This window comes from Rathayibacter sp. AY1B7, from assembly GCF_002932735.1.
Lineage (GTDB): Bacteria > Actinomycetota > Actinomycetes > Actinomycetales > Microbacteriaceae > Rathayibacter.
The window spans coordinates 120,806-137,083 of record NZ_PSWK01000002.1 but is presented as its reverse complement, the minus strand read 5'-3'; the positions used below and the strand labels follow the sequence as shown (position 1 = coordinate 137,083).

Here is a 16,278-nt window from a genome sequence, read left to right as displayed (position 1 = left end):
CTCCCGAGAGGCGGCCCCGCCTCGTCCGGCGCGCACCCCCGCCGTCAGTCGATCGAGCAGCCCGGCTCGTCCGACAGCGCCCGCTCGATCCGCGCGCGGTGCTCGTCCGACATCGGCGGCAGCGCGTCGGGCGCGAACCAGCCGACCTCGGTCGACTCGTCGTCCGCGACGTGGGCCTCCCCCGAGATCCAGCGGCAGCGCACCACGTGGTCGAGGTACTGCGAACGGTCCCCGTTGGGGTACTGCATCGGCGGCAGGGTGTGCACCTGCACGAGGCGCTCGACCTCGATCTCGACGCCCGCCTCCTCCTGCGCCTCGCGGCGGGCGGTCCCGGCGACGGTCTCGCCCGGGTCGATGATCCCGGTGACGGCCGTCCAGGCGCCGGTGTCGGCGCGTCGGACGAGCAGGACCTCGAGCGCCGGCTCCTCCCGGAGGATCACCGCGGTCACGCCGGTGAGCCAGAGCAGCTCGGTCCCGATCCGGTCGCGCAGCCGCAGCACGAACTCGGGAGTCGCCATCAGTGCGCTTCGGGTCGGAAGTCGAACGCGACGATGCCGGCCGTGTCGACGAACGGCCCGACGAACTCCTTGAACGCGTCGTGCGCCGGATCCCAGTGCGCGGGGTCCTCGACGGCCGGCCGGCCCAGGTAGTAGTGCAGGTCGCCCTCGGAGGAGAAGGTCAGCAGGAACGCGCGGTCGAAGCCCTCGCCCGCGCCCTCGATGCTCAGCTGCGGCCCCGTCTCGATCGACTCGATGTAGGGCCGTCCGTCGCGGACGCACTCGTCGGCCAGGGCGAGGAAGCGGCGGGTGACCTCGTCCGCCTCGGCGACCAGCGCCGTCGGGCGGAAGCGGATCAGGACGAGGTGCCGGAGCGTGCCCGGGCGGAAGTCGCGGGCGACGAAGCGCTCCGGACCGATCTCGTCGAGGACCGCGGTGGCGCGCTCCGGGCCGCTGCGCCAGCGCGAGCCGACCGTCTCGGCCGCATCCCTGATGTCCGTCATGCCGACGCCTTCCCGGCGCGGGCGGCACGCCGCCGCTCACGATACCCCTCGACCAGGTTGTAGACGACGGGCAGGACCACGAGGGTCAGCACCGTCGAGGACACCAGGCCGCCGATCACGACGATCGCCAGCGGCTGCGAGATGAAGCCGCCGTGGCCCGTGATCCCCAGCGCCATCGGCAGGAGGGCGAAGATCGTCGCGAGGGCGGTCATCAGGATGGGCCGGAGCCGCCGCTCGGTGCCGTGCAGCAGCGCCTCCCGCACCGGCATCCCGCGGTCGCGGTACTGGTTCACGAGGTCCACGAGCACGATCGCGTTCGTGACGACGATGCCGATCAGCATCAGCACTCCGATCAGGGACGGCACGCCCAGCGGCACGCCGGTGATCACCTGCAGGAGGATCGCGCCGGTCGCCGCGAACGGCACCGACACGAGCAGGAGCAGCGGCTGCAGGAGCGAGCGGAACGTCGCCACCATCACGACGTAGACGATCAGGATCGCGACCAGCAGCGCGATGCCCAGCTGCGAGAACGCGTCGGCCTGGTCGGCGGTCACTCCGCCGAGGGAGGCGTCGACACCGGCCGGAAGCGCCGTCGCGTCGATCGCGTTCTGCACGGCGACGTTGGCCGAGGCGAGGTCGTCGCCCTCCGGGGTGACGGTGATGGTCGCGGTGCGCTGCCCGCGCTCGGTGGTGATGCTCGCCGGACCGTCCGTCTGCTCGACCGCCGCGAGGGTGGAGAGCGCGACGGTGCCGGTGAGGGTCGGCACCTCGAGGTTCCGCAGCTCGTCCACGGTGGCCGGCGGCTGCCCGTCGGCCAGGTAGATCGAGAGGGTGCGGTCGTCGATCACGACGCTGCCGACCTGGCTGGGCTGGAGCGCCTGGCTGACGATCGTGCCCACGGCGACCTCGCTGAGACCCGCCCGGGCCGCGGCGTCGCGGTCGACCCGCACCGCGATGTAGGGCAGCGAGGAGGAGAGGTTGCTCTCGGCCTGGCTGATCCCGTCGGTCCCGCGCAGGGCCTCGAGGAGCTGGTCGCTCGCGCTCTGGAGGTCGCTCTGCGAGGCGGTCGAGAGGTCGACCTCGATGTCCGAGGAGGCGCCGAAGCCGGAGGAGGCGGCGACGCTGATGTCCTCGGCCGAGGCGACGCCCGACAGCGCGTCGCGGACGTCCGCCTGCACGGCCTCCTGGTCGGCCGACTCGTCGGTGGTGACGGAGTAGCGGATCGAGGTGCCGCCGCCGCCTCCCCCGCCGAACGCGCTCTGCAGGCCGCCGGAGGAGCCGACGGTGAGCTGGACGGTCTCGACGCCGTCGACGCCGAGGATCGCCGTGCTCGCCTGCTGCGCCGTCGCGTCCTGCGCGTCGAGGCTCTGGCCGACGGGGACCGTCTGTGTGACGGTGAAGGTGTCCTGCCCGCTGGAGCCGAGGAAGTTCGTCTTCATCAGCGGGTACAGCGCACCGGTCCCGACGAGCACGAGCAGCGCGAGGAGGACGGTGACGACCGAGTGCTTCAGCGTCCAGTGGATGATCGGGCCGTACACCGACTGCAGCCCGCGCGCCCGCCGGGGAGCGGCGTGGGCGCCGTGGTGCGGGGCCTCCTCGACCGGCGCGGCGGTGTCGGCCGGGACCCCCGAGGCGGGTGCCCCTCCGGCCGCCGCGCGCTCCTCCGCGAGCGCCGCCTGCGCGGCCTGGCGCACCGCCGGCCGCTTCGAGGGGCGGAGGAACCAGTAGGCGAGCACCGGCACGATCGTCAGCGCCACCACGAGGGAGGCGAGCAGGGCGATCGACACGGTCAGCGCGAAGGGCCGGAACAGCTCGCCCGTGGTGCCGCCGACGAACGAGATCGGCAGGAACACCGCGACCGTGGTGATCGTGGAGGCGGTGATCGCGCCGGCGACCTCGCGGACGGCGACCGCGATGGTCCGGGCCCGGTCCTCACCCGCGTCGAGGTGCCGCTTGATGTTCTCGATCACGACGATGGAGTCGTCGACCACACGCCCGATCGCGATGGTGAGCGCGCCGAGGGTCAGGATGTTGAGGGTGTAGCCGGCCGTCTGCAGGCCGATGAAGGTGATCAGCACCGAGGTCGGGATCGAGATGGCCGTGACCAGGGTCGAGCGCACCGACAGCAGGAACAGCAGGATCACCAGCACGGCGAAGACGAGGCCGAGCGCCCCCTCCTGCGCGAGCGACGCGATCGACTCCTGGATGTAGGGCGCCTGGTCGAAGACCGGGGTGAAGGCGGCGTTGTCGCCGATCGACTCCTCGAGGTCCGGGAGCAGCGCGGCCACGCCGGTCGACACGTCGACGGTGTTCGCGGCTGGGAGCTTGGTGATCGAGAGGGTCAGGGCGGGCTGGCCGTTGACGCGCGAGATCGAGGTGACGGGGGCGTCGGTGACGGCGACGGTCGCGACGGAGCCGAGGGTGGTGACCGTCGGCTCTGCGGTCACGGCCGCGCCTCCCGCCGCTGCTCCGGCGTCGGAGCCGCCGGCGGAAGCCCCGGCACCCGCGGAGGCACCCGCGCCCGCTGACGCACCGGCGCCGCCCGAACCCGCGGAGGCACCTGCGGACGGCAGCAGCGGCAGCGCCGCGATCGCGTCGGTCGAGTCGAGCTTGACGCCCGACTGCACCGAGAAGGTCGACCCGTCCTGGGTGATCTGTCCGCCCGCGACGAGCACGCCGTTCTGCTGCAGGGCCGAGCGGATGTCGCCGGTCGAGAGGCCGGCCGCGGCGAGCGCCGCGTCGTCCGGGGTGATCGTGACGCGCTGGGCGGTCTCGCCGACGAGCGCCGCCTCGCGCACGCCCTCGACCTTCTCCAGGTCCGGGATGACCGTGGTGCGCAGGCGCTCGGCCAGCGCGTCCGCGTCGCCGTCGCTCGACACGGCGAGCTGCAGCACCGGCAGGTCGTCGAGGGAGCCGGTGACCACCTGCGGGTCGACGCCGTCCGGGAGCGTGCTCTTGATCCGGTTGATCGCCTGCAGGATCTTCTGCTCGGCGGTGGCGAGGTCGGTGCCGTAGGTGAAGGACGCCGAGATGAGGGAGGAGTCCGTGGAGGACGTCGCGCTGGTCGTCTCGAGCCCCGGCACCCCCTGGATGGCGGTCTCGATCGGCGTCGAGACGTCGTCGTTGACCACCTCCGGAGCGGCGCCCGGGTAGGACGTGACGACGGCGAGCTGCGGGAAGGAGATCGACGGCGCGAGCTCCTGCTTGAGCCCGGTCAGGGCGACTCCGCCGAAGACGGCGATGACGACGGTGACGAGCGCGATGAGCGCCCGGTTCTTCATGCTGAGGACCGCGAGGAGATGCACCCTCCGAGTCTTCCATCAGCCGACTGAGTGTTGGGAGGGACGCGGCGTTCCGGGGCGCGCGACGGGGCGACCGGCGCCACCGGCCGGCCCCGGACGCCCTCAGCCCAGGCGGACCTCCGCCGTCGACGACCCGACGGGGAGGCTCACTGCAGCGCCCGCCCCGGCGCTCGAGAGCGCGAAGTCCCCGGCGAAGGCCCGGACTCCGACGCGCCCCTCGGCGTCCGTCCGCAGCACCGTCGGCTCGAGCCACCAGTCCCCGCGGATCCGCGAGCGCAGCGCCTCGTAGGCCGGCTTCGGGCTCCCGTCGCGGCGGAGGAACCCGCCCGGCGCTCCGAGCCAGGCGCCGGCGTCGTCGAAGCCCCAGTAGGTGATCGCCTCGACCGCCGGATGCGCGACCAGCGTCTCGTAGTGCCGCACCATCTCGTCCGCCTGCCGCGCCTCCCCCTCCGGAGTGGTCGGCCAGTGCTCGACCACGTGGTCGTTGAGGTCCTCGATCTCGGCGGGCATCAGCTCGCCCGAGACGAGGGTGGTCTCGGTCCAGTGCAGCGGCAGGCCGAAGCGCGCGAACCTGTCGCAGATCGCCGTGATCTGCTCCTCCCCGCGGAACCCCTGGTGCATGTGCGACTGCAGGCCGATCGCATCGGGCCGGATCCCGGCCTCGAGCACGTCCTCGATCAGCCGCTCGTACTCGGGCCCGAGGTCGAAGTCGTTCAGCACGAGCACCGGTCCGGTGCCGACGCTGCGCGCCTCCGAGAAGGCCAGCTCGACCATGCCGACGCGTCCCTTCTCGCGGGCGAGGCGGGTGACGGCGTTCGTCACGCCGTCCGGCTCGTTCGCGAAGCGCGGCATGATGACGACCTCGTTGATCGCGTCCCAGGTGTCGATCAGCCCGGCGAAGGCGCCCACCTCCCGGCGGATGCGCGCGCGGAGGAGCTGCTCGGCCTCGTCCAGCGGCAGCGCGTCGAGCCACTCCGGCTTCACGTAGTGCCAGACGAGCGGGTGCCCCTTCAGGCGGACGCCGTCCGCGGCGAGCGCGCGCGCCTCGGCGCGCACCTCCTCCGTCGCGGTGCGGCCGCGCTCCGGCTCGAAGCGTCCCCAGTAGACGGGGAGCGTCGCCGTGTCGAACAGGTCGAGCCAGAGCCGGCGCTCCTCGGCGCGGGCGGGGTCGGTGCTCGGAGGAGTGCAGCCGAAGGCGAAGGCGTGGCGGCGCTGCTCGACCGTCACGTCGGCGTGGGCGAGCGGAGCGCCGTCGGCACCGAGGACGGCGACGAGGGCGTCGGCGAGACGGGGGCTGAAGTCGGTCATGCGGGGCCTCTCAGGCGGGGTGGCGCTCGTCGAGCGCCGTGTACTCGGATCGGGTGAGCGGGAGGACCGCTCCGTGCTTGGTGTCCTCGGGCAGGTCGAACTCCTCCGCGAGCTCCCACCGGCCCGAGGCCGGGTCGGTGCTCGTGTAGGCGCGGTAGCCGTAGGGGCGGAGGGCGTACTGGTCGACCCAGAGCGACCAGCGCTCCTCGCGGTGGTGCCGGAAGACCAGCGGCCCCTCGATACTCGGGCCGAGCTCCTGCCCGATCCCCCGGGCGACGGTGGTGAAGTCGTCCGCGAGGAGGGAGGAGCCGACCTGCTGGAACACCTGCATCGTGTCGGGGGCCTCGTCGTGCTGCTTGGCGAAACGGTGGACGGCCGTGCGCTCGATCAGCAGCGTCATGTCGATCACTCCGCCGGGCAGCCGCAGGTAGGTCTCGGGCTCGGTGAACGTGCGGAAGTCGCGCGTGCGGGACATCAGGATGCGGCTGTCGCCCGTCTCGCCGGTGGCGGGGTCGCCGTCCTCGGCCAGGCCGGAGGACCAGTGCACGAGGAAGTCGCCCGAGACCGGGTCGTAGACCGACTCCGGCGCCCAGGCCATGCCTGCGCCCTCGGGAGCGACGGCGACCGCGCGCGGCTCGGACCACTCGAGGAGGTCCGGGGAGTCCCAGACCACGAGGTCGCGGCTCCCCCGGTGCCGGTAGAGGTCCCAGTCCGGGCCCTCGGGCCGCCAGACGCGGAGATCGGTGGCGACGAGGTGGAAGCCCCGCGGCCCGCGGACGATGTGGGGGTCGCGGACGCCGCCCGTGCCGCCGGTCCACTCCAGCACCGGCCCGAGCGCGCGCCAGCGCAGCGGATCGTCGCCCCGGCTGAGTGAGAGGAAGATCTTCTCGCTGTGGCCGGTCCGGTCCTCCACGAAGTGGACCAGCAGGTAGCCGTACCCGTCGCTCATGAGAGAACGATCTCACACGCCCGGCGGGCACTCCACCTCAGACCACGTCGGCGAGGTACCCCGGGTCGGCCGCCGGGTGCCGGGCGACCTGCGCCCACGCCGTCGCGAGCGCCTCCACGGCCCGGTCGGTCGCCTCGGGCGAGTAGCCGATCGGGATGCGGAGGAAGCGCTCGAAGGCGCCGTCGATCCCGAAGCGCGGGCCCGCGGTGATCAGCAGTCCCGCCGTCCGGGCGGCGAGCGCCAGCTGCGAGCTCGCCGGCCGGCCCAGGCCCACCCAGGTGGAGAGACCGCCCGAGACCCGCGGCACGCTCCACTCCGGGATCGCGCGCGCCAGGGCCGCCTCGAGGTGGTCGCGGCCCGCGCGCAGCTGCGAGCGCCGCAGCTCCAGCACGCCGTCCATCCGGCCGAGCATGTCCGCGACCAGGAGCTGCTCCAGGATCGGCGTGCCGAGGTCGCTCGCCGAGCGCGCCAGCGCCAGCTTGCGGATCACCGCCCGCTCGGCGCGGATCCAGCCGATCCGGATGCCGCCCCACAGTGTCTTGCCGACGGAGCCGATCGAGAGCACCGTCCCCTCGGGCCCGTAGGCGGCGAACGGCAGCGGCGTCATCCGCCGGTCGATGTCGAGCTCGGCCGTCGTCTCGTCGGCGATGATCAGCGTGCCCTGCCGGGCCGCGGCGGCGATCGCCCGCTCCCGCAGCTCGGGGGCCATGGAGCGGCCCGTCGGGTTGTGGAAGTCGGGCATCAGGTAGGCCAGGCTCGGGCTCGTGCCGCGCAGCGCGGCGATCAGGCCCTCTCCGTCCCAGCCGTCCGCCCCGTCGACGTTCACCGGCACGAGCCGCGCGCCGGCCAGCCGGAGGGCCTCGTAGGCGTGCGGGTAGGTCGGTGCCTCGATCAGCGCCCGGTCGCCCCGCGCGAGCAGGGTGCGGGCGACGAGCGCGATCGCGTGCTGCGCGCCGATGGTCACCATGATCTGGCCGGGCTCGGTGCGCAGACCCCGCGCGGTGTAGCGCTCGGCGATCGCGCGGCGCAGCACCGGCAGGCCGACCGTGTCGTAGGAGCCGGAGTCGAAGTGCTCGGGGGCCGCCTGCGCCGCGCGGGTGTACGCCTCGGCCAGCTCGGGGACGGCGGGCAGGGCCGCCCTGGTGAAGTCGAGGAAGTCCGGCGCGAGCGAGGGCACCGCGTGCACGGCCGCTCCCGGCAGGCGGGTGACGCTGCCGGAGCCGCGCACGCTGACGAGGTAGCCGCTGTCGCGCAGCTCGCGGTACGCGGCGGCCACGGTCGTGCGGCTGACGCCGAGGCGGGCCGAGAGCTCGCGCTCGGCGGGCAGGCGGCTGCCCGCGGGGATGCGGCCGTCGATCCCGAGGAGGCGGATCCGGTCGGCCAGAGCGAGGTAGGCGGGCCGGGTGCCGCGCTGCTCGCGCCAGTCGCCGAGGAGGGTCTGCAGGGCGCGCGCGCCGAAGTGGACATCAGCCATGCGTCCAAGGTAGCCGGATTGGACCGCGCGAAGAAGGCCAATGTCGCGCTGTGATGAGTCCATGACGCTCACCGCTCCCGTCGCCGCCGCCGCTCCCCCGGCTGGCCAGTGGCGCCTCCGACCCGTGCCGCGCCTGCTGGTGGGCCTGATCCTCTACGGATTCGCCGACGCGATGATGATCCGCGCGGCGATCGGCGTGGACCCGTGGACCGTCTTCGCCCAGGGGGTCGCGCACCAGACCGGGCTCGGGATCGGACTGCTCACGAACGTGATCGGCCTGCTCGTCCTGCTGCTGTGGATCCCCCTCCGACAGCGGCCCGGTCTCGGCACCGTGCTGAACGTGCTCGTGGTCGGCACGATGATCGATGTCGGGCTGCGCGTGCTGGCGACGCCGGACGAGTGGTGGGCCCGCGGCCTGCTCTTCGCCGGAGGCCTCGTGCTTCTGGCGGTCGCGAGCGGGATCTACATCGGCGCCCACCTCGGTCCGGGGCCCCGCGACGGACTGATGCTGGGCCTGCACACCCGCACGGGCCTGCCGATCTGGGTGGCGCGCTCGGGCGTCGAGCTCACGGTGCTGCTCATCGGCTGGGCCCTCGGCGGCGACGCCGGCCTCGGCACCCTCCTCTTCGCGGTGCTGATCGGGCCGCTCTGCTCGGTGACCCTGCCTCTCCTCGGGGTGCGGAGGCACTGACCCGCGGACGACGGAGGCCCCGCCTCCCGGACCGGTTCCGGGAGGCGGGGCCGTCGCGATCGGATCGGCTAGCGCTTGGCCGCGATCTCCGCACGCATCCGCGACGCCTCATCGGAGTCCTGGATCGAGGCGATCCCCTCGGTGATCGAGGTGCCCGACGCGGGGGCCTCGTGCTCGTCCGCTCCGAGCGTGGTCTCGTCGAAGGGCGAGCGCCCGCCGAGGACCTCGCGGACCTGCACCATGTCGATCTGCTTGGTCCAGGTGCCCACGAGAAGGGTGGCGACCGCGTTGCCGGTGAAGTTGGTGACCGCGCGGGCCTCGGACATGAAGCGGTCGATGCCGACGATCACGCCGACGCCGTTGACCAGGTCGGGGCGGAAGGACTGGAGGCCGCCGGCCAGCGTGGCCAGGCCCGCTCCGGTGACGCCCGCGGCGCCCTTCGAGGCGATCATCATGAAGAGGAGGAGGCCGATCTGCTCCGGGATCGACATCGGCGCTCCGGTGGCCGAGGCGATGAACAGCGACGCCATCGTGAGGTAGATCGCCGTGCCGTCGAGGTTGAAGGAGTAGCCGGTGGGCACGGTGATGCCGACGACGGGCTTGGAGACGCCGAGGTGCTCCATCTTCGCGATCAGGCGGGGCAGCGCCGCCTCCGAGGAGGAGGTGCCGACGATCAGCAGGTACTCGCGGGCCAGGTACTTCATCAGCGAGAAGATGCTGACGCCGGTCACCAGGCGCAGCAGCAGGCCGAGGACGACGACCACGAAGATCGCGCAGGTGATGTAGAAGCCGATCATCAGGGTGGCGAGAGCGACGACCGCTCCCCAGCCGGTCTTGCCGACGACCGCGGCGATGGCGCCGAACGCGCCGATCGGGGCGACCCAGAGCACCATCGAGAGGATGCGGAAGACCAGGACCTGGAGCTGCTTGATCGCTCCGAGGATCGGCTGTCCCTTGGCGCCCATCTTCTGCAGCGCGAAGCCGACGAGCAGCGCGACGAAGAGGGTCTGCAGGATGCTGCCGTCCACGAGCGAGGAGAACAGCGAGACGGGGATGATCCCGAGGACGAAGTCGCTGGTGCTCTCGGCCTTGAGGTCGCTGGTGTCGTAGGTGGCGCTCGAGATGTCGAGGCCCTCGCCCGGGTGCAGGATGTTGCCGACGACGAGGCCGATCGCCAGGGCGAAGGTCGACATCACGATGAAGTAGCCCAGCGCGAGTCCGCCGACCTTGCCGACCGTGGCGGCCTTCGCGATGGAGCCGATGCCGATGACGATGGTGCAGAAGATGATCGGCGCGATCATCATCTTGATCAGTCCGACGAAGGCCTTGCCGACGGGCTCGAGCGTCGCCGCGAAGGCGGGAGCGACGAGTCCGACCACGACGCCGGCGACCACGGCGATGATGACGGCGATGTAGAGCCAGTGGTTCCGGTCGATGCGCCGCCGGGTCTTCGGAGGGGTGACCGCGGGGATCAGCCGGTCGGACGGCGTCTGAGGCGTCTTCGCCATGGGGGTGTCCTTCTCTTCGTCGAGGTGAGGGGGTAGGACGATGGTGGCCCCGCCTCCGGAGCCCGGCACGGTTGCGTTCATACTGTTCACGGCGGGGCGCCCCGAGCACTCGCTCACGAGGGAGTGGCATGGTCAGGACGCCGAGCGCACGCGGACCGCGCGGCAGCATCGCCGCGCGCCTGTTCGCCGTGCAGCTGCTGAGCATCCTGCTGATCGCCGCAGCGGCCGTCGCGGTGCTGGCCCTCGACGCGCGGAGCCGGGCGGGCGACGAGGCCGCCCAGCGGAGCCTCGTCGTGGCGCGGACGGTGGCCGACAATCCGTTCGTCCTCGAGTCGACGGCCGGTGCGGATCCCTCCGCGAGCCTGCAGCCGTACGCCGAGGAGGTCATGCGGGACACCGGCGTCGACTTCCTCACGATCATGGCCCCCGACCGCACCCGGTACACCCACCGCGACCGCGACCGGATCGGCCTGCCTTTCCAGGGCACGATCGAGCCCGCGCTGGAGGGGCGGACCTTCACCGAGACGTACACCGGCACGCTCGGGCCCTCCGTCCGCGCCGTCGCACCGATCGAGGACGCCGACGGCGCGGTCGTCGCGCTCGTGTCGGCGGGCGTCACGCTCTCGGCCGTGGACGCCTCCTTCGCCGCCCGCGTGCAGGTCGTCGCGTGGGGCGCGCTCGGTGCGGTCGCGCTCGGCGCACTCGGCTCGTGGCTCCTCGCCCGCTACCTGCGGCGGGTCACGGGCGGGCGGGGCCCGGAGCAGATGAGCCAGGTCTTCGCCTACTACGAGTCCGTCCTGCACTCGGTGCGGGAGGGGCTGCTGCTGGTCGACGACCGCGGCCGACTGGTGCTCGCCAACGACCACGCGCTGGAGCTGCTCGGGCTCGAGGGCGTGCGGACGCCGGTGCCGGTCGCCGAGCTCGACCTCCCCGTCGCCCTGCGCGAGCTGCTGCAGGACGACGAGCCCGTCTCGGACCGCCTGGTCGTGGCCCGGGAGCGGATCCTCGTGGTGAACGAGCGGCCCGCCGCCTCCCCCGGCGCCCGCCCCCTGGGCACGGTCGTCACGCTCCGCGACCGCACCGAGCTGCAGCGGGTGAGCGGCGAGCTGGAGTCACTGCGCACCCTCTCGGACGCGCTGCGCTCGCAGACCCACGAGTTCTCGAACCGCCTGCACACCATCGCGTCGCTGATCGAGCTCGGCCGCCCCGACGAGGCGCTCGCGTTCGCCGCCGGCGAGCTGAACCTCAGCCAGCGCCTGGCCGACCGGGTCCTCGGCTCCGTGCAGGAGCCGGTGATCGCCGCCCTGCTGCTGGGCAAGGCCGCGCAGGCCCGCGAGCGCGGCGTCGAGCTGCACTTCGAGACGCACCTCGAGCCCGGCACGCAGGGGCTGGAGCCCGGGGACCTCGTGACGGTGCTGGGCAATCTGATCGACAACGCCCTCGACGCGGCCGCCTCGTCCGCTCCGGACCGCGAGCCGTGGGTGGAGGTCTACCTCGGCCTCGCGGAGGGCGAGCTGGTGGTGCAGGTGTCGGACACCGGCCCCGGGGTCGCGAGCGCCGCCGACGTCTTCGCGCGCGGCTACTCGACGAAGGAGTCGGACGGCTTCGGCCGCGGCATCGGCCTGGCGCTGGTGCAGCAGGTGGTGGAGCGCCTCGGCGGCTCGATCGAGGTCTCGCGCCACGTCGGCGCGGTGTTCACGGTGCAGCTGCCGCTGCCCGCGCGGGTGGCGTCGTGATCCGGGTGCTCGTCGTCGAGGACGAGCCGCTGACCGCGAGCGCCCACGCCGACTACGTCCGGCGGGTCGACGGCTTCGAGGTGGCCGCGGTCGCCGGCAGCGGGGCGGAGGCGATCCGGGCGCTGCGCGCGGACCCGGGCATCGCGCTGATCCTGCTCGACATGAACCTGCCGGACATGGGCGGCCTCGACCTCTGCCGGGCCGTCCGGGCGGCGGGCCTGGACGTCGACGTCATCGCGATCACCGCTGTCCGCGACGCCGCGAACGTGCGCGCCTCCGTCGCCGCCGGCATCGTGCAGTACCTGATCAAGCCGTTCGTCTTCAGCGCGTTCGCCGCCAAGCTCGCCAGCTACCGGTCGTACCGCGAGCGGATGCACGGCGCCGACGTCGCCAGCCAGCACGAGGTGGACGGGGCCTTCGCGGCGCTCCGCACCTCCAACGCCCCGGGTCTGGCCAAGGGGCTCTCGGCCCAGACCCTCGAGGCCGTCACCGCACTGCTGGGCCCCGTCGGCCTCTCGGCGGCCGAGCTCGCCACCCGCCTCGACATCTCGCGGGTGACGGCCCGCCGCTACCTCGAGCACCTCGCCGACTCCGGAGTGGCGGACCGCGCGCCCCGCTACGGCTCCCCCGGCCGCCCGGAGCTGGAGTACCGCCGCCGCTGAGCGCGCGTCAGGCGGCCCGCAGTGCGGCGGCGATCTCCTCCTCGATCAGGTCGTGGTTGATCGCCGCGCCCACGCGCAGCCCGTCGGCGGACGAGGCGACGACCTGCGCCATGGGCTCGACCAGCGAGCCCGCGGCGAAGACCCCGGCGACGCCGGTCCGGCCCATCGGATCGACGGCGAGGTGCCGCGCGACTCCCGACGGGTGGTCGGCGAGCTCGAGGCCGAGCCCCTCGGGGAGCCGCCCCTCGACCCGCGGGCCGACGACGAGCGCGTCGAGCTCGTGCCGCCGACCGTCGATCACCACGCCGACCAGGCGGTCGTCCTCGACGAGGACCCTCTCGACGCGGCCGGGCACCAGAGTGATCCCGCGGGCGGCCAGCGCCGCCGCCTCGTCGCCGGCGGGCGCGGGTGCGCCGTGGAGCAGGATCGACGTCCGGTCGCTGAGCTGCCGGAACATCTGCGCCTGGTGCCCGGCGAACGAGCTGCCGAGCACGCCGATCCGCCGGCCGCGCACCTCGAAGCCGTGGCAGTAGGGGCAGTGCAGGACGTCCCGTCCCCAGCGGGCGCCGAGCCCGGGGATCTCCGGCAGCAGGTCGCGGACGCCGGTCGCGAGCAGGAGGCGGCGCGCGCGGAGGACCGTGCCGTCGGCGAGGGTCGCGGTCACGCCCTCGGCACCCGCGGAGGCGCGGACCGCCTCGCCCTCGACCACCCGGGCACCGTAGCCCTCGGCCTCGGCGCGCGCCAGGCGCACCAGCTCCGTGGGCGGGACGCCGTCGCGGGTCAGCACGTTGTGGGCACCGGGCGAGGGTGCGTTGCGCGGAGGTCCGCCGTCGACGACGAGGACGTCGCGGAGACTGCGGCCGAGGGCGGTGGCAGCGGCGAGGCCGGCGAAGGAGGCGCCGAGGATCAGGACGTCGGCGGGGGCGGGGACGGACGGGCCGGTGGGGGCGTCGATGGAGGTCATGGGTCGATGGTCCGCGGCCCCGGGGCGGGCCGCGAGGATCCGTGCCGTTCCGGCATGCGGCGCGACCGCCCGTGCCAGGATGGCGTCGTGCCCGAGACCCCGCCCGCCCCGTCCGACGACGAGATCGTCGCCGCCGTCGGGCCACGGCTCCGGCACCTGCGCACCCGCCGCGACCGCACGCTCGCGTCCCTCGCGGCCGAGACCGGCATCTCGGCGAGCACTCTCTCGCGCCTCGAGAGCGGCGGCCGCCGCGCGACGCTGGAGCTGCTCCTCCCGATCGCCCGCGCCCTCGGGGCGCCGCTCGACGAGCTCGTCGGCGCCGCGCCGGAGGATCCCCGCGTGCACGGGCGGCCGGTGCGCCGGAACGGCATGCTCATCCAGCCGCTCAGCCGCGACGCGGGCGCGCTCCAGGCGTTCAAGCACACGCTCCCGGCCGGGCCGGTGACGGAGCCGGCGGAGCAGCGCGCTCACGAGGGCTTCGAGTGGCTCTACGTGCTGAGCGGGCGGCTCCGCCTGCGACTCGGCGAGCACGATCTGGTGCTGCCGGCCGGCGAGGCCGCCGAGTTCGACACCCGGGTGCCGCACTGGTTCGGCCGCGCCGACGAGCAGCAGGTCGAGTTCCTCAGCCTCTTCGGCCGCCAGGGCGAGCGGATGCACGTGCGCGCGTCCACGCGCCGCTGAGCGCGGTCACGCCTCGCCGAGCACCTCGCGCGCGAAGCCCTCGGTGCGCGCCCGCAGAGTCGCGATCCGCTGCGCTCGCGCCGCCTCGAGGTCGAAGCCGATGTAGGCCACCGACGGGCGCCGCCGCACGTTCACCGAGCACTCGAAGCGGGAGCAGACGAGCGTGCCGAGCGAGTCCCCCGCCCGCCCGGCCGCTCCGGCCTTCCGCGCCCCGAAGAAGACGACGTCGTTCGGGAGCTGCACGTCGCGGCACCACGAGCACTGCGCCCGCGAGCGCGGCAGGGCGTCGGCCTGGGTGAGCAGGACCCCGACGAGGCGCTCCTCCAGCGGCACGACGACGTAGGCGCGGCGGCCCATCCTCCGGTCGCGCCACCCGAGGTGGTCGATGACCGACCAGTCCAGCGCGTCGAAGTCCTTCGGCAGCGCGAGATCGGCGACCTCCTTGCGGGAGGCGTTGACGAAGGACTCGCGGATCTCGGTCTCGGTCAGTGGCTGCATAGCGCTTCCGAGCCTAGGCCGGGATCAGCCCAGGTGGGCGACGGCCTCCTTCGGAGCCTGAGCGAGGAACTCCTCCTTCTTCACCCGGATCATCGCGACGGCGACGACGGAGGCGACGACCAGCCCGATCGCGGCCGCGACGAAGACCGCGGAGTAGCCGTCGACGAAGGCGACCGGCGACTGCCGCTCACCCGCGACTCCCGCGTAGAGGGTCGTGAAGATCGACAGCCCGATCGAGCCGCCGATCTGCATGGCGGCGTTCGCGGTCGCTCCGGCGGCACCGGCGTCGTGGGCCGCGACTCCGGTGAGCGCGAGGTTCTGCAGCGGCACGAAGACCATCGCCATTCCGACGCCCAGGAGGATCAGCGCGGGCAGCACCTCGAGGAGGTAGCCGCCGTCGGGGGTGATGCGGCTCAGGTAGAGGAGCCCGGCCGCCGCGATCAGCGGGCCGACGATCATCAGCACGCGCGGGCCGATGCGCGGCAGCAGCTTGGCGGCGACTCCGGCGACGATCGTGATCGTCACCGTCATCGGCAGATTGGCCAGGCCCGCCTCGAGCGGCGGCAGGCCCAGGACCAGCTGCAGGTGCAGGGTCAGGTAGAGGGTGGAGCCGATCATCACGCTGCCGACGATCGCCTGGACCAGGAAGGCTCCGCCGCGGACGCGGTCGGCGACGATGCGCAGCGGCAGCGACGGGTGGTCGGAGCGGGCCTGGATCCGCACGAAGAGGGCCAGCAGCAGCACGCCGACGAGGAGGAAGCCGAGGGTGTCGACGCGGAGCCAGCCCTGCTCGGCGAGGGTGAAGCCGTAGACGACGCTCGCGAGCCCGAGCGCGACGGTGATCGTCCCGGCGACGTCGAAGCGGTTGCGCCCCTCCGCGCGGCTCTCGGTGACGAGCAGCTGGCCGGCGATCGCGCCGACCACGACGACGGGGACGTTGACGAGGAGGCACCAGCGCCAGTCGGCGAACTCGGTGAGCAGCCCGCCCAGCACGAGGCCGACGGCGGCGCCCGCTCCGGCGACCGCTCCGAAGACGGCGAAGGCCGTGCCCCGCTCGCGGCCGGAGGGGAAGGAGACGGTGAGGAGGGCCAGAGCGGCCGGAGCGAGCAGCGCGGCGAAGGCACCCTGCAGCCCGCGGGCGGCGATCAGCTCGGTGCCGGAGGTGGCGAGGCCGCCCCAGGCGGAGGCGGCGCCGAAGCCGATCATCCCGATCAGGTAGGTGCGCTTGCGGCCGGTGTAGTCGGCGATGCGGCCGCCCAGGAGCAGGAGCGCGCCGAACGCGAGGGCGTAGGCGGTGACGACCCACTGGCGCTCGACGTCGGTGAGGCCGAGGTCGGCCTGCGCGGCGGGGAGGGCGATCGTGACGATGGTGCCGTCGAGCACGACGACGAGCTGCGTGAGCGCGAGGATCACGAGCACCCACCAGCGGCGGGCGGAGGAGGGAGCGGACGGGGAGGGCATGGCGGCCTTTCACACGGAGCGGAGCGGGACCGGCGGGTCCGGAT

General features: G+C 73.5%; 14 protein-coding genes. 4 read left to right on the top strand and 10 right to left on the bottom strand.

Going from position 1 to position 16,278, the window contains the following annotated elements:
* Nucleotides 1-44: 44 nt before the first annotated feature.
* From C5C95_RS02100 to C5C95_RS02075, 6 genes are all read right to left on the bottom strand, one after another.
* Nucleotides 45-518: an NUDIX domain-containing protein gene (locus C5C95_RS02100; RefSeq protein WP_104233119.1), complete on the bottom strand. Its 474-nt coding sequence runs from the start codon at nucleotides 516-518 to the stop codon at nucleotides 45-47.
* Nucleotides 518-1,000 carry a Dabb family protein gene (locus tag C5C95_RS02095; RefSeq protein ID WP_104223816.1) on the bottom strand — a complete coding sequence of 161 codons (483 nt, stop codon included), beginning with the start codon at nucleotides 998-1,000 and terminating at the stop codon, nucleotides 518-520. Before C5C95_RS02095 ends, C5C95_RS02100 begins: the two co-directional genes overlap by 1 nt.
* On the bottom strand, nucleotides 997-4,305 hold the full coding sequence (locus tag C5C95_RS02090; RefSeq protein WP_104323688.1) for an efflux RND transporter permease subunit: 3,309 nt from the start codon (nucleotides 4,303-4,305) through the stop codon (nucleotides 997-999). The genes C5C95_RS02095 and C5C95_RS02090 overlap by 4 nt, the downstream gene beginning before the upstream one ends.
* Nucleotides 4,306-4,404: 99 nt before the next feature.
* A complete protein-coding gene (locus tag C5C95_RS02085; protein ID WP_104323687.1) occupies nucleotides 4,405-5,610 on the bottom strand; it encodes an endo-1,4-beta-xylanase in 1,206 nt (401 codons plus the stop codon).
* 10 nt (nucleotides 5,611-5,620) lie between these two features.
* Nucleotides 5,621-6,559 carry a glycoside hydrolase family 43 protein gene (locus C5C95_RS02080; RefSeq protein WP_104323686.1) on the bottom strand — a complete coding sequence of 313 codons (939 nt, stop codon included), beginning with the start codon at nucleotides 6,557-6,559 and terminating at the stop codon, nucleotides 5,621-5,623.
* A 37-nt stretch (nucleotides 6,560-6,596) separates the two neighbouring features.
* Nucleotides 6,597-8,033, bottom strand: coding sequence for a PLP-dependent aminotransferase family protein (locus C5C95_RS02075; protein ID WP_104233115.1), 1,437 nt, complete (start codon nucleotides 8,031-8,033; stop codon nucleotides 6,597-6,599).
* A gap of 61 nt (nucleotides 8,034-8,094) precedes the next feature.
* Between C5C95_RS02075 and C5C95_RS02070 the strand changes: the two genes are divergently transcribed.
* Nucleotides 8,095-8,724 carry a YitT family protein gene (locus C5C95_RS02070; protein WP_374952930.1) on the top strand — a complete coding sequence of 210 codons (630 nt, stop codon included), beginning with the start codon at nucleotides 8,095-8,097 and terminating at the stop codon, nucleotides 8,722-8,724.
* A gap of 68 nt (nucleotides 8,725-8,792) precedes the next feature.
* Here C5C95_RS02070 and C5C95_RS02065 read toward each other — a convergent pair whose 3' ends face one another.
* Nucleotides 8,793-10,232: a cation:dicarboxylate symporter family transporter gene (locus C5C95_RS02065; RefSeq protein WP_104223811.1), complete on the bottom strand. Its 1,440-nt coding sequence runs from the start codon at nucleotides 10,230-10,232 to the stop codon at nucleotides 8,793-8,795.
* Nucleotides 10,233-10,360: 128 nt separating this feature from the next.
* On the opposite strand from C5C95_RS02065, the gene C5C95_RS02060 reads away from it, so the two are divergent.
* A complete protein-coding gene (locus C5C95_RS02060; RefSeq protein WP_104323685.1) occupies nucleotides 10,361-11,968 on the top strand; it encodes a sensor histidine kinase in 1,608 nt (535 codons plus the stop codon).
* A complete protein-coding gene (locus C5C95_RS02055; protein WP_104223809.1) occupies nucleotides 11,965-12,630 on the top strand; it encodes a response regulator in 666 nt (221 codons plus the stop codon). Before C5C95_RS02060 ends, C5C95_RS02055 begins: the two co-directional genes overlap by 4 nt.
* A 7-nt stretch (nucleotides 12,631-12,637) precedes the next feature.
* Here C5C95_RS02055 and C5C95_RS02050 read toward each other — a convergent pair whose 3' ends face one another.
* Nucleotides 12,638-13,594: an NAD(P)/FAD-dependent oxidoreductase gene (locus C5C95_RS02050; RefSeq protein ID WP_104323684.1), complete on the bottom strand. Its 957-nt coding sequence runs from the start codon at nucleotides 13,592-13,594 to the stop codon at nucleotides 12,638-12,640.
* Between the two features lie 87 nt (nucleotides 13,595-13,681).
* Here C5C95_RS02050 and C5C95_RS02045 point away from each other — a divergent pair, with 87 nt between their 5' ends.
* Complete coding sequence (locus C5C95_RS02045) at nucleotides 13,682-14,275, top strand: helix-turn-helix domain-containing protein (protein WP_258072609.1); 594 nt, start codon at nucleotides 13,682-13,684, stop codon at nucleotides 14,273-14,275.
* 6 nt (nucleotides 14,276-14,281) lie between these two features.
* Here C5C95_RS02045 and C5C95_RS02040 read toward each other — a convergent pair whose 3' ends face one another.
* Entirely contained in the window at nucleotides 14,282-14,773 is a 492-nt protein-coding gene (locus C5C95_RS02040; protein WP_104222848.1) for an FBP domain-containing protein, read from the bottom strand.
* A 24-nt stretch (nucleotides 14,774-14,797) separates the two neighbouring features.
* Nucleotides 14,798-16,234 (bottom strand): MFS transporter, encoded by a 1,437-nt coding sequence (locus C5C95_RS02035; protein ID WP_104323682.1) that lies wholly within the window; start codon nucleotides 16,232-16,234, stop codon nucleotides 14,798-14,800.
* Nucleotides 16,235-16,278 lie beyond the last annotated feature (44 nt).